Origin of the sequence: Arthrospira sp. PCC 8006 (genome assembly GCF_046480465.1) — a bacterium.
GTDB classification, from domain to species: Bacteria; Cyanobacteriota; Cyanobacteriia; order Cyanobacteriales; family Microcoleaceae; genus Limnospira; species Limnospira platensis.
Window position 1 is genome coordinate 1 of record NZ_PKGG01000145.1, and the last position, 13,562, is coordinate 13,562.

The following is a 13,562-nucleotide window of genomic DNA, read 5'->3' on the forward strand; positions in this document are numbered from 1 at the left end:
ACCGCCATACAATCTACAGCGGTGTTATGGGCGATTTCGGCTAATTTCACCCTGGTGTCTTGGTTAGCATAGGGGATATATCGTGACAGTAATTGAGTGTAAATATCACGTGCTAATTCCGCGATAACCATTAACCTTGCTTGTTTCTCGTTCATGGTTTTGTGTTTTCTGTTTTGACGAAATCATTTAATTTTATTGAAAATTTATAGCATTATTAAAGCTCATTTTTATTGGCTTTTTATTATTGCTTGATTTTTTCTTACAACCATTTTTTAATTGCTGTAATCAAGGAATTGTGCATAGCCAGAAAAGTGCTTTCAAGCTCCAAGAATCGACGACATTCGTTAAATTGTGTAGGACAATCGGCAAGTTCTACAGCGTCCAGTAGCGCTACAATTTTGCTGTTTAACCTATCACTATGATACAGCCTTTACACAAAACACAAAGTACAGTATAATGTATGGCTATTGTATAAGTTATCACAACCAACTACCATGAGCCGTTACTCTTTAGATTTTCGGAAAAAGATAGTAGAAGCCTATGAAAAAGGAGACACTTCTATCCGAAAAGTAGCGAAACGCTTTTTGGTGAGTCCAGACACGGTAAGGCGACTGGTCAAACAGTATCGATTAACGGGAGACTTATCTCCTCGTAAGTGTGGCACTAAAAAGAAAAGCATTTGATCTCAGCATGAGGAAGCCGTGATAGATATTGTAGAAGCCCACCCCGACCTGACCTTATGGCAATATAGTGAGAAGCTCAGAGAAAAGCTGGGCATAAATGTCAGTACGACCATGATAGATAGATTTTTAAAGCAGCACGATATAAGTCTCAAAAAAAAACATACAGGAGCGAAAAAGTAGTAACTGAAGAAGTACAGAAAGCGCGAGTAGATTATTGGGAAAGAATTAGAGATGTGGCTCCTGAAAAGCTTGTGTTTATTGATGAAAGTGGGTTATGGGTAGGGATGAGCAGACCGTTAGCCAGAGCTACGAAAGGGAAAAAAGTCTATGAACTGCGGAAATCCTATCGAGGTAAAAAATGACAATAATTGGTGCAATTAAGCTCTCCGGAGTGGTGGGGACTCAAACATTAGAAGGGTCAATGAAAAAAGAGGATTTTCTCCAATTCATCAAGTTAGATTTATTGCCAAAATTAAAAAAAGGAGATGTAGTGGTAATGGATAACTTAAATTATCATCATCGAGAAGAAGTCCAAGAAATGATATAGTCAGTAGGAGCCAGGGTAGAATATCTGCCGGTGTATTCCCCTGAGTTTAACCCTATAGAGATGATGTGGTCACAGCTCAAAAGTTTAGTGTGCAAGTTCAGGACGGAGACCATGTAATTATTAGTGAGATTGGTAGAAGTGGCGGTAAGCCTTGTGGATTTACAGTGTTTGAATAACTGGTTTACCAAGTGTTGTTACTGTGCTTAATGATTGAGATAAAGGCTGTATTCGGTTTATGTAGTATGTAGTGGGTGCATCTCAGTTAGGAAATGAATAATTGTACTTAGTGCAACCTTCACCCACAGCCCTACATAATGAGCGAAGCACCACTCACCCTCCCTCTACTCATGGATTCTCAGAAACCAGCTCAACTCCAGCAACACCTTGACGCGATTGCGGCCATTCTCTACAGCGAAGCTAACCCTGCTGAACTCACCGCCCTTGAAGCCATTGAGAAGAGTGTTCGTGCTCTTACTCAAGAGCACGTCTTGCCTCAACTAGGAGTTTTTTTATCGACCAGGCAACAGACCGCCACAGTGGAAAACAACTCACCCTGACCAGCATCCTCGGTAAACTCACCCTCACTACCGCTCAAGGTCAACAACTGCAAGTGAAGCCAGGGACTCGTTGGAGTCCATACTTTGAGAAGTGTTGCTTGCTCGTTAGTGCTAATAACGCTTACCAACGAGCCGAAGAGGATATCACGATACTGACCGGGATGAGCATCTCCCACAGTACGCTCCAACGCCTTGTACAGCGAGAGGACTGGTGTGAGGTGGAGATAACTGACCCCCCACACGGAACTGAGCCTAGATGGAGGAATGGTTCGCCCGCCCACTGAGGAGAGTCAACCCTGTGAGTGGAGAGAATACAAAGGGTTAAATGTTCATGAGCAAGGGGGTGTAGCGTTCTTTAAAGATAATCAAGGACTACTGGAGTGGGGTGAATGCCCAACCCCTAGGGGAGCAGTTTACCTGTCTTGGAGATGGTCATGAGGGGGTGTGGAACATTGTCGGTGAGATGGGGACATCGCAGCAACGGATGGAAGTGCTCGAAGTAGGGGTCGAGAGTGAAGTCGCCTTCACCCCCTCCCATACAAAACCGTGCGTGAGACTTTCACCTCACACGGCTCCTAATCTGATTGCTCCATTGTTAAGAATACAGTGCGAGGCGTTCAGGCATGAAATAGAGCTGYAATGCTCGAAATAACCGCCTGGYAAGGATTTCAGCCCCTCGATTGAATACAAGAGACTCGCCTCTGACCATCCCTACAACTGTTTATATGTCCCAACGATTTGTATCAAAGTGATACTAAGTCAAGGCAGGGAACTCAAGGTCAAAACGCCAAAATGGAAATCTTAATGATTCCTTAACAATTGCGGAGAGAGTGACGGCGATAGCCATCCCCAGTTTGAGAAGTCATAACCCTAGGACTGAAGCGGGAAACGGAAGGCTCAGAGATACAACCTAGTATCGGAAATAACGAGACCACTCACTGCCAATCACCCATGATTAGGGAAACCGAATGTCCGGACTGAACCATCGTAATAACTCAAGTAGCGAAACAGGTTGACACGCTACGTCCAAAAGGGCAAGGGGAAAAGTAGGAGCCTTTTAACACTACCTACACAGACCTTTAAAAGTACCCCGGTGGACAGGACAAATATAAAGGTGAAAAGCCCATATAAACGGAACGTCATAATTCTTCCCAGGCTCTAACAATCTGGTCGAGAAAGTTAGTAGTGATAAATGTAAGCGGATGCCCGGGAAGAGGGGAGATGTGACCAGAAGCCAAAGCCCCACTGTAATGGTCGGGATATGCTAACAGGTCACGGTTTGACAGTAAGGAATAGAGATTAGTAGGTGTACAAATGACGATAGCGAGTTCAAAGAGAGGATTTGGGAAACCCAGTCCAATCAAGACTACGACCAACGTATGGAAGGCAATCCCATGGGCGAAAGTTCAACGGAAAGTCTTTAAGCTCCAAAAGTGTATATTCCAAGCAGCTAAATCGGGACAGAGCGCAAAGGTTAGAAGGTGGCAACGTCTGTTGGTGAAGTCATATTACGCTAGGCTCCTAGCAGTGAGGAAAGTAACCCAAGATAATCAAGGCAAGAAAACGGCGGGAATCGATGCTGTGAAAGTAATTTCACCAAAACAGAGACTCGAACTTGTTGAGAACATTAAGGAAAACTCCAAAGCTAAACCACTGCGACGGGTGTGGATTCCAAAACCAGGGAGGGATGAAAAACGCCCCCTAGGTATTCCCACAATCCAAGATAGAGCAAAGCAAGCGTTGGTTAAGTCGGCTCTCGAACCTGAATGGGAATCGAGATTTGAAGGCACAAGCTACGGGTTCCGTCCAGGACGGTCAGCCCACGACGCGATTAGCAGAATCTATACTGCTATAAATCAAGGACAATACTATGTTCTCGACGCTGATATATCAAAATGCTCTTACCGTGAACCATGATTACCTACTGTCCAAAATTCATTGTCCTAGTCGCCTGAAGCGAGATGTCAAACAATGGCTCAAAGCAGGTGTACTGGATAACGGCGTATTTGAGGATACAGAAAGGGGAACACCGCAAGGAGGGGTAATTAGTCCACTACTAGCAAACATCGCACTGGATGGCATGGCTAGATTAATAGAAAACTGTATCCAAAAGAAAAAGGGAAGGAAACAAGCAACCCTAATAAGATACGCCGATGATTTCGTGGTAATATCACCGTCAATAGAAATCATTGAACAGTGCAAAACTGCTATCTCAGAATGGCTAAGAAATGTAGGACTAGAAATCAAACCTGAAAAAACCAGAGTGTGTCATACACTAAACCCCTTACAACATGGGGAACAAACAGAAGAACCAGGATTCGACTTTCTAGGATTCAATATTAGGCAATACCCTGTAGGAAAGCTCAAGACTGGCAAAAACCCACAGGGAAAACCGCTAGGATTTAAAACGCTCATCAAACCTAGCAAGAAAGCAGTTAAAGCCCACACTGAGACGATACAAGGGATAATTGAGCAATATAAAACAAAACCCAAATCAGCCCTAATAAATAGACTAAATTCAATAATCCGAGGATGGTCTAATTACTATTCAGGCGTAGTCTCAGTTAAAACATTCGTCAAGCTGGATTATATAATCTGGCTAATGTTAAGGGCATGGACAGGCTCAAGATGCGGCACGATAAATCACGAAAAGTTGAGGAAATACTTTAGACCGGGAACGGTCAAACTCAGCAACGGGAAAGAAAGACATGAAACTTGGTTATTCAAAACCAAGGAGGGGTTCACACTATGGAAACATAATTGGACACCAATAGTCAGACATACCCTAGTGAGACCGGACGCAACACCATACGACGGAAACTGGACATACTGGGCAACCAGAAAAGGACAAGCAATTGGAACACCAACAAGGATAGCAAAACTACTCAAGAAACAGAAAGGTAAGTGTAAATGGTGTGGACAATACTTTACACCATCAGACGTAATTGAGGTTGACCATATTGTACCTCGATGCCTAGGCGGAAAGGATGTATACAATAATCTTCAATTACTACACCACCACACCCGCGATGACAAGACAGCCCTAGACAAGGCTAAAGCTGTATCCATAACAATGGAACAGTCAGACTAGGAGCCGTGTGAGGTGAAAGTCTCAAGCACGGTTTTGAATGGGAGGGAATGGAGGCGACTCCATTCTCGACCCCTAATGCGTTGGCGTTGTCTAGTGCCGTCTTATTATCGCGGGTGTGCCGATGTAATAGTTGAAGATTTTTGTATTCATCCTTTCTACCGAGGTTTCGAGGTACAATGTGGTCTACTTCAACTAAATCCTATGGCGCGAAATACTGTCCACACCAAGTACACCTACCTTTTTGCTTTTTGAGTAGTTTTGCTACCCTATTAGGCGTTTCAATTGCCTGTCCTCGTCTGGTTACCCAGTAAGTCCAGTTTCCGTCGTATGGTGTTGCGTCAGGGCGCACTAGGGTATGTCTGACAATCGGAGTCCAATTATGTTGCCATAATGTGAGTCCATCCTTAGTCTGGAACAACCAAGATTCATGTCTTTCTTTCCCATTGCTAAGTTTAACCGTTCCATTTCTGAAATAGTTTCCTAGCTTATCGTGGCTTGCCTTTCCGCATCTTGATACTGTCCATGCCCGTAACATTAACCAAACTTTGTTGTCCAGTTTATTGAAGGTCTCTGTTGAGACTACCGCTGAATAATAGTTTGACCATCCTCGAATAATCGGGTTTAGTCTGCTAATCAGGGCTGACTGGGGTGCGGTTTTAAGTTGTTTTATTGCACCTTTAATCTCTTCTGTGTGGGCTTTAACTGCTTTATTGCTGGGTTTAATGCAGGTTTTGTGACCGATTAATCGGCTTGTCCTTCCCCCTATTTTCCCAGATTTATATTTCCCAACAGGATATTGCCTAATGTTGAATCCTAGAAAATCAAATCCTGGCTCCTCTGTTTTGCCATTGTACTCAATGGGTTTGAGCGTGTGACAGATTCGGGTCTTTTCAGGTTTAATTTCTAGTCCCACAGGTTTTAACCATTCGGAAATAGCAGTTTTGCACTGTTAAATACTGTTAAATGATTTCGAGTGATGGGGATATCACTACAAAATAATCGGCGTATCTTATAACAGTAGCCTGCGCTCTGTTTGCTTTCTTAGGATACATTGTCTCTATGAACCTAACCATTCCCAACAGTGCGATGTTGGCGAGTATTGGACTTATTACCCCTCCTTGGGGTGTCCCTGTTTCTGTATCATCGAAAACGCCGTTATCTAGCACGCCCGCTTTGATCCATTGTTTTAGGTCTCTCTTTAGGCTGCTTGGACAATGAATTTTGGACAGTAGGTAATCATGGTTTATTCGGTCAAAGCATTTTGCTATATCTGCATCGAGAACATAGTATTGTCCTTGATTTATGGCACTGTAAATTATACCAATTGCATCTTGGGCTGACCGTCCGGGACGGAACCCATAGCTTGTGCCTTCAAATCTCGATTCCCATTCAGGTTCGAGAGCCGATTTAACCAAGGCTTGCCTTGCTCTGTCTTGGATTGTGGGTATTCCTATTCCAGCTTTTTTCATCCCTGCCGGGTTTTGGAATCCACACCCGTCGCAGTGGTTTTGCTTTGAGGTTTCCCTTAATGCTCTCCACAAGTTCAAACCTTTGTCTTGGAGAGATTGCTCTCATTCCATCAACTCCAGCCGTTTTCTTGCCTTGACCCGCTTGGGGGGCGGGTTTATTAAGCTGACTGTTGGGAAGCATGGCTGACCGTGGAACCCGCCCCTACAGCCGCACTGCTAAGAGTCGGGCATCATATGACTTTACCAATAGACGTTGCCACCTTCTTGCCTTCGCGTCCTGTCCCGATTTAGCTGCTTGGAATATCCTCTTTTGGAGCTTGAAAACTTTCCTCTGGACTTTCGCCCAAGGGATATTAGGGGTCGAGCTAGACCTCACGGTCTATCCCTCCCATTCAGAACCGTACATGAGACTTTCACCTCATACGGATCCTAATTTGACTGGTTATGGTCGAAAGAGAAGTCACCTTCCCCAACTCCAATTCCAAACCGTGCTTGCGAGTTTCCCAGCACACGGCTCCTGATGTAGATACCCTATTTGTCAGTAGGAACAGGGCTACGACCCCCCGCTTTGTAACCTCAACTTTAGGAGCTATATACAACCTCGTAGTCTTTAAGCTCGCACTCGTCATAAAACTCTTAATTGTCGCGGTCTCTATATCCACACCGTGGCTAGTGGGCATATCCTAACCATTACAGTTAGGCATTAGCTTTCAGCCACATCCTTTCCCCTTAAAGGYATACGCTTACACTTTTCACTACTCCACGGGTACATCCCGCCACTTGAGAGCCAATGAGGGGTTTAAACGTTCCATCTATGCGGGCATTCCATCTTTAGATTTGTCCTATCCACCGGGGTACTTTTAAAGGTCTGTGTAGGTAGTTATAGCAGCCTCCTACTTTTTTTCCCTCGCCCTTTTGAGCGCAGCGTATCAACCTATTTCGCTACTGACGCATTACATATGGTTCAAGCCGGACATTCGGTTTCCCTAATCATGGATGGTTGGCAGTGCTCGAGTGAGAGGTAGGTTCCTCTATTATGCCTTCCGTTCCCCGCTTCAACCCGTTGAGTGTGAATCCTCAAATTGGGGGTGGCTACCGCCGTTACTCTCAACCTTACGTTATACTCAAGGGGTTTGTGCGAAACGTTTAGGAGTGAAATAGGGCTGCAATGCCCGAAATAACCTCTTAGTGGGACTTTCACCCCTTGGTGAAATATAGGGAGACGCACTCTCATTCTTATCCCTAGACCATCCCATAACTGTTTATATGTCCCGACGCTTGGAGAAATCTAAGCAAGGCAGGGAACTCAGGGTCAAGACAGAACGTTAGAACAGAGGAAGTTGTGAGCCTCCTATTATAGCGCGAAGTTGAGAGTAACGGCGGTAGCCACCCCCAGTTTGAGGAATCATAACCCGTCAGATTGAAGCGGGGAACGGAAGGCSTGAAGTAGAACCTACTACCATATGCGACCACTGCCAACCATCCATGACTAAGGAAATCTGAATGTTCCGACTTGAACCACCGTAATGAGTAAGTAGCGAAATAGGTTGACACGCTGCGCTCAAAAGAGTAAGGGGAAAAGTAGGAGTCTCAACTCACTACCTACACAGACCTTTAAAGTGTACCCCGGTGGATAGGACAAGTCTAAAGATGGAATGCCCGTATAAACGGAACGTTTAAACCCCTTTTAGGCTCTCAAGTGGCAGGATGTACCTGCACAGTAGTGAAAAGTGTAAGCGTATACCTTTAAGGGGAAAGGATGTGACTGAAAGCCAATGCCTAACTGTAATGGTTAGGATATGCCCACTAGTCACGGTGTGGATATAGAGACCGCGACAAGTAAGAGTTTTTATGACGAAAGCGAGTTTAAAGACTACGTGTTGTATTTAGCTCCCAAAGTTGAGGTTACAAAGCGGGGGGTTGTAGCCCTGTTCCTACTGACAATAGGGTATCTACATCAGGAGCCGTGTGCTGGGGAACTCGCAAGCACGGTTTTGAATGGGAGGGGTAGGCTGTGAAGTTTATCTCGACCCCTAACAAAATGCTCTTACCGTGAACCATGATTACCTACTGTCCAAAATTCATTGCCCAAGCAGCCTGAAAAGAGACCTGAAACAATGGTTAAAAGCAGGTGTTTTGGATAATGGTGTATTTTAGGATACAGAAGCAGGGACACCTCAAGGAGGGGTAATAAGTCCACTCCTTGCCAACATCGCACTGTTGGGAATGGTTAGGCTAATTGAAACAATGTATCATAAGAAGAAGAACGTGGTACAAGCCACAGTAGTAAGATACGCAGATGATTTCGTAGTAATATCACATTCACTCGACATCATTAAACAGTGCAAAACTGCTATTTCCGAATGGTTAAAACCTGTAGGACTGGAAATTAAACCCGAAAAGACTCGAATCTGTCATACACTCAAACCTATTGAGTACGATGGCAAAACAGAAGAACCAGGGTTTGATTTTCTAGGATTCAATATCAGGCAATATCCAGTAGGAAAACATAAATCTGGGAAAACAGGGGGAATGGCAAGCCGATTAATCGAACACAAAACTCTAAGCAAACCCAGCAATAAAGCAGTCAAAGCCCATACAGAAGTGATTAAGGGTGTAATAAAAAAAACATAAAACAGCACCCCAATCAGCTCTTATCAGCAAACTAAACCCAATCATAAAGGGATGGTCAAACTATTATTCAGCAGTAGTCTCAACAGAGACCTTCAATAAATTAGACCACAAAGTCTGGTTAATGTTAAGGGCATGGACAGTATCAAGATGTGGAAGGGCAAACCTACATGAAAAGCTAAGAAACTATTTCAGACATGAAACGGTTAAACTTAGCAATGGGAGAAAAAGACACGAATCTTGGTTGTTTCAGACTAAAGATGGATACCAACTATGGAAACATAATTGGATTCCAATTGTCAGACACACCCTAATACGCCCTGACGCAACACCATACGACGGAAACTGGACGTACTGGGCAACCAGGAAAGGACAAGCAATCGACACGCCAAACAAAGTAGCAAAACTACTCAAGAAGCAAAAAGGCAGGTGTACCTGGTGCGGGCAATTCTTTACCCCATCAGACCTATTAGAGGTAGACCACATACATCCAAGAAGTCAAGGCGGGAAGGATGAATAYAARAACCTYCAACTRTTGCAYCGCCACACCCGCGATGATAAAACAGCTCTKGAYRAWGAGAGGTTGCTGTACTCTTAACAAGGAGGTGCGAAACGTTCAGGCACGCGCATAGGGTTGCAATACCCGAAATAACTGCCCGGTGGGACTTCCACCCCTTGGTGGAATATAGGGAGTCGCTTCCCTGACCATCCCATAACTGTTTATATGTCCCGACGCTTAGAGAAATCTAAGCAAGGCAGGGGACTCAAGGTCAAGACAGAACGCTTGAACGGTGGGAGTTGTGACCCACCTAGTATAGCATGAAGTTGAGAGTAACGGCGATAGCCACCCCCAGTTTTGGGAATCATAACCCCAGGATTGAAGCGGGGAACGGAAGGCGTGAAGTAGAACCTACTACCATATGCGACCACTGCCAACCATCCATAACTAAGGAAATCTGAATGTTCCGACTTGAACCACCGTCATAAGAAGGTAGCGAAACAGGTTGACACGCTGCGCTCAAAAGAGCAAGGGGAAAAGTAGGGGTTTCTCTTTACTACCTACACAGACCTTTAAAATTACCCCGGTGGACAGGACAAGTCTAAAGATGGAATGCCCGTATAAACGGAACGTTTAAACCCCTTTTAGGCTCTCGGCAGGATGTACCTGCACAGTAGTGAAAAGTGTAAGCGTATACCTTTAAGGGGAAAGGATGTGGCTGAAAGCTAATGCCTAACTGTAATGGTTAGGATATGCCCACTAGCCACGGTGTGGATATAGAGACCGCGACAATTAAGAGTTTTATGACGAGTGCGAGTTTAAAGACTACGAGGTTGTATATAGCTCCTAAAGTTGAGGTTACAAAGCGGGGGGTCGTAGCCCTGTTCCTACTGACAAATAGGGTATCTACATCAGGAGCCGTGTGCTGGGAAACTYGCAAGCACGGTTTTCAATTGGAGTTGGGGAAGGTGACTTCTCTTTCGACCATAACACAATCAGACTAGGAGCCGGATGAGGTGAAAGTCTCAAGTCCGGTTCTGAATGGGAGGGGTAGACCGTGAGGTCTATCTCGACCCCTAATCGATAATGTGACGCCAGTTGCTCCACTTGGGGAAACCCCAAGACATGGCTGCTCAAGACAAAAGTAAGGATTAATCAGCAAATGCACTACATTTTATTTAGTACCACTAAAAAAATTATCTAAACAAATTACCTCGCAGCCAAGTGCCAACAAATGTTCACATAAAAAAGAACCAATAAAACCCGCCCCACCTGTTCCCAAAACGCGCTTACGGCAAGACAAATTACTTTTCACAAGGTGACTATTCATCGTTATCTTTACTATCATCCAGTTTTATAAATATCTGTCTTACCCAAAACAGTTGGATATAAGGTAGCTAATTGCCTAATGCCAGCATGCTAAATACCCTACTTAAAAAAACAAAGCATCCACAGCCACTTTTGCAAATTTAGACTTGGGATAGTTAGCATAATTATTAGGCAAATGATGAATTAAACAGCGCGGATCAAGCTGATATTGCTGTTTTATAACCCCTACTAAATTACGGGAATAAAACCCTTTAGGCACTTCTAAATAAGTGATGCCCTGTGCAGCTTTTTCTCTGATACCCCAACGACCAAAATCGGGGCTAGACGATCCCCCCAAAAAATGTTTTTTCGCCAAAGCCCTATCTAATAAATACATCCCCTGATCAGGGGTTGGCAAATTAATAAACTGGTAGTTTTCGGCTACTTCAACACTAGGCGAAGCATTCAAATCTACTGGTGCTACAGTATCTGTTACAAATTTCTCAGCTTTACCTGTTTGGTACTCGTAGCGCACAAAAGAAGGGATAAAAGGCGTATTTTTCAGCTTTTCGCGACCATCTAGCCAATAAGCAAGGTTTTCGGGCGTAACTAGGATGTCATCTTCCAAATACCAAAAATGAGTTATATCTGGATATAACTTAAATTTTCTGCGAAACACCTCAAAATGACACCATGTAAGCAAATAAGGATGCCCCAACAAAAAAGGTACATAAATAGACACATTATTACCCAATCTAGCACATGCTTGTCTAATAGTATGATGATTATCTAAGTCGTTAGTAATGATCGATACATGAATATTGTCACTTAGTAAAGCTAAAGAGGTTGCTACCGTTTTTAGGTAACTTAACCGTGCTTCAACGTAAAAAAAAGTTATTGCAACTTCCAGCTTCATAACATTTCCATTTAAATATTAATGTTTGTTGGACCTTGGGTCTCCTTGCCTCATTCTGTATCATAATGATACAAAAACTTAGGAACATATAAACAGTTATGAGGTCGGTCAGAGGCGAGCCTCTTATATTCAGCCGGGGGGGCTGAAGCCCTCACCAGGTAGTTATTTCGGGCATCTCAGCCCTATTTCATACCTGAACGTCTGGCACCAGTTAGATAATGTATAGCACAAGACAGAACATTTAGGACGTATAATGGCAAGGATATCTACAGAAGACCCAAAAAGCCAGCCCCCTACAGTTACGACCTTAGACAAAAAGTTATTAATGCAATTGAACTAGACGGTATGCCCAAAACAGAAGCCAGTCAAGTTTTCCATGTCAGCCGGAACACCATTAATCTCTGGCTGCAAAGAAAATAACACACCGGCGACTTCCTCCCTAAACCTAATCGCCCACCTGGTCATAACCACCAAATTACCGACTGGCATAAATTCAAGGCTTTTGCCCAAGAGCATGGCGACAAAACCTCCGCTCAAATGGCTGAACTTTGGGATGACGACATCTCTCCTGGCACCATATCCAGAACCTTGAAGAAAATTGGCTTCACCAGAAAACAACTTACGGCTACCAAGAAGGTGATGAGCAACAGCGAGAGGAGTTTATTGCTCAGATTGAACATATGGAGCCGGAAGGGTTGGTTTACCTCGATGAAGCCGGCATGAATAGTCAGGACTCGGATTATCCTTATGGTTACTGCGAGGAAGGACAACGCTTCGATGTCCTCAAATCCGGGAAGAGGCAGGGCAGGGTGAGCTATATGGCCCCATGGTGTCATCAACAACTCTTAGCCCCATTTAGCTTTGAGGGTTGTTGTAATCGGACAGTGTTTGAGTTGTGGTTGGAGTTCATCTTAATTCCAACACTGAAGCCAGGTCAGACTCTAGTGCTAGACAATGCAACGTTTCATAAAGGGGGGCGGCAGGCTGAACTGGTGGAGGCAGCTCAATGCCGTTTACTCTATCTTCGGCCTTATTCGCCAGACCTCAACAAGATAGAGAAATGTTGGTCGTGGTTGAAAGCCCGCATTCGCCATTGCACGTGAGCAGTTTGATTCTCTCGATGATGCCATGGATTATGTTCTCAAGGCTGCGTCCTAACCGTATTGACTAGTGCTATACCTCCACCCAACCTACTTAAATATTGACGAAAAAATCAGCTATAATGTTAGCCAACTATGGACACCGACTCAATGGTGTATTCCAGTTCAATAATTGAGAGGTCTAATTTTATGGTAACTACTCCTCAACCCACACAACCCACAAAGGTCATCTACCCTGATTCTGATGGAAATCCCATGGCTGAAAATACCCGCCAGTTTCGCTGGATTGTAGTCATTAAAGAGAATTTAGAGATTCTGTTTGATGATGATCCGAATGTGTTTGTAGCGGGAGATTTACTCTGGTATCCCATGGAAGGCAATAATAAACTGCGTCAAGCACCTGATATAATGGTGGCGTTCGGACGACCTAAAGGCGTTCCGGAAGCGTCTCCGCAGGAGAATCGCGGTTCCTATAAACAATGGGAAGAAGGGAACATCCCTCCCCAAGTGGTGTTTGAAATTCTCTCGCCGGGAAATCGTCTCAAGGAGATGGTCAAGAAACAGCAGTTTTACGATCGCTATGGGGTGGAAGAATATTATATCTTCGACCCAGACCGTTTTGATTTTCACGGGTGGATACGCAATCAAACGGGTTCGCTGGAACTGATTGAGCAGGCGGAAAACTGGACGAGTCCCCGGTTAGGGATTCGCTTTGAACTGATTGAGGAGCAGTTCACCATCTATCGTCCTGATGTTCAGCG

Annotated in this window: 7 protein-coding genes and 5 pseudogenes; 7 read left to right on the forward strand and 5 right to left on the reverse strand. The window is 44.3% G+C overall.

The annotated features are described in order from the left end of the window. The first annotated feature begins 494 nt into the window (after positions 1-494). The 4 genes and pseudogenes from B9T16_RS18580 (at position 495) to B9T16_RS18595 (ending at position 4,878) form a co-directional block, all read left to right on the forward strand. Positions 495-1,437: pseudogene (locus B9T16_RS18580) on the forward strand (IS630 family transposase). A 140-nt stretch (positions 1,438-1,577) separates the two neighbouring features. Continuing rightward, positions 1,578-2,286: pseudogene (locus B9T16_RS18585) on the forward strand (ISKra4 family transposase); the annotation flags it as partial. Between the two features lie 815 nt (positions 2,287-3,101). Then, positions 3,102-3,704: a reverse transcriptase N-terminal domain-containing protein gene (locus B9T16_RS18590; RefSeq protein ID WP_014275293.1), complete on the forward strand. Its 603-nt coding sequence runs from the start codon at positions 3,102-3,104 to the stop codon at positions 3,702-3,704. Next, on the forward strand, positions 3,694-4,878 hold the full coding sequence (locus B9T16_RS18595; protein ID WP_014275303.1) for a group II intron reverse transcriptase: 1,185 nt from the start codon (positions 3,694-3,696) through the stop codon (positions 4,876-4,878). Before B9T16_RS18590 ends, B9T16_RS18595 begins: the two co-directional genes overlap by 11 nt. Here B9T16_RS18595 and B9T16_RS18600 read toward each other — a convergent pair. From B9T16_RS18600 to B9T16_RS18610, 3 genes and pseudogenes are all read right to left on the reverse strand, one after another. Further along, a pseudogene (locus B9T16_RS18600) lies at positions 4,841-6,347 on the reverse strand (group II intron reverse transcriptase). The gene B9T16_RS18595 and the pseudogene B9T16_RS18600 overlap by 38 nt on opposite strands. Continuing rightward, the gene (locus B9T16_RS18605) at positions 6,286-6,528 is read right to left on the reverse strand and encodes a hypothetical protein (RefSeq protein ID WP_014275142.1); all 243 of its coding nucleotides are present in this window, start codon (positions 6,526-6,528) and stop codon (positions 6,286-6,288) included. The pseudogene B9T16_RS18600 and the gene B9T16_RS18605 overlap by 62 nt, the downstream one beginning before the upstream one ends. 21 nt (positions 6,529-6,549) lie before the next feature. Then, positions 6,550-6,723, reverse strand: coding sequence for a reverse transcriptase N-terminal domain-containing protein (locus B9T16_RS18610; RefSeq protein WP_410245448.1), 174 nt, complete (start codon positions 6,721-6,723; stop codon positions 6,550-6,552). A 1,676-nt stretch (positions 6,724-8,399) separates the two neighbouring features. Here B9T16_RS18610 and B9T16_RS18615 point away from each other — a divergent pair. Then, a pseudogene (locus B9T16_RS18615) lies at positions 8,400-9,576 on the forward strand (group II intron reverse transcriptase); the annotation flags it as partial. A gap of 1,075 nt (positions 9,577-10,651) precedes the next feature. Here the strand turns inward: B9T16_RS18615 and B9T16_RS18620 are convergent. Next, entirely contained in the window at positions 10,652-10,825 is a 174-nt protein-coding gene (locus tag B9T16_RS18620) for an NAD-dependent epimerase/dehydratase family protein (protein ID WP_014274445.1), read from the reverse strand. Positions 10,826-10,909: 84 nt separating this feature from the next. Then, on the reverse strand, positions 10,910-11,701 hold the full coding sequence (locus tag B9T16_RS18625) for a hypothetical protein (RefSeq protein WP_410245449.1): 792 nt from the start codon (positions 11,699-11,701) through the stop codon (positions 10,910-10,912). Between the two features lie 264 nt (positions 11,702-11,965). Here B9T16_RS18625 and B9T16_RS18630 point away from each other — a divergent pair. Both B9T16_RS18630 and B9T16_RS18635 read left to right on the forward strand, forming a co-directional pair. After that, positions 11,966-12,859, forward strand: a pseudogene (locus B9T16_RS18630) (IS630 family transposase). A gap of 131 nt (positions 12,860-12,990) precedes the next feature. Then, on the forward strand, positions 12,991-13,562 hold a 572-nt coding region (locus B9T16_RS18635), incomplete at its 3' end, for a Uma2 family endonuclease (protein ID WP_410245450.1).

Bases quoted from the DNA above. Each gene is read 5' to 3' on its own strand.
- B9T16_RS18590 (WP_014275293.1), top strand. From the start codon at position 3,102: ATGACGATAGCGAGTTCAAAGAGAGGATTTGGGAAACCCAGTCCAATC.
- B9T16_RS18605 (WP_014275142.1), bottom strand. From the start codon at position 6,528: ATGCTTCCCAACAGTCAGCTTAATAAACCCGCCCCCCAAGCGGGTCAA.
- B9T16_RS18620 (WP_014274445.1), bottom strand. From the start codon at position 10,825: ATGATAGTAAAGATAACGATGAATAGTCACCTTGTGAAAAGTAATTTG.
- B9T16_RS18625 (WP_410245449.1), bottom strand. From the start codon at position 11,701: ATGAAGCTGGAAGTTGCAATAACTTTTTTTTACGTTGAAGCACGGTTA.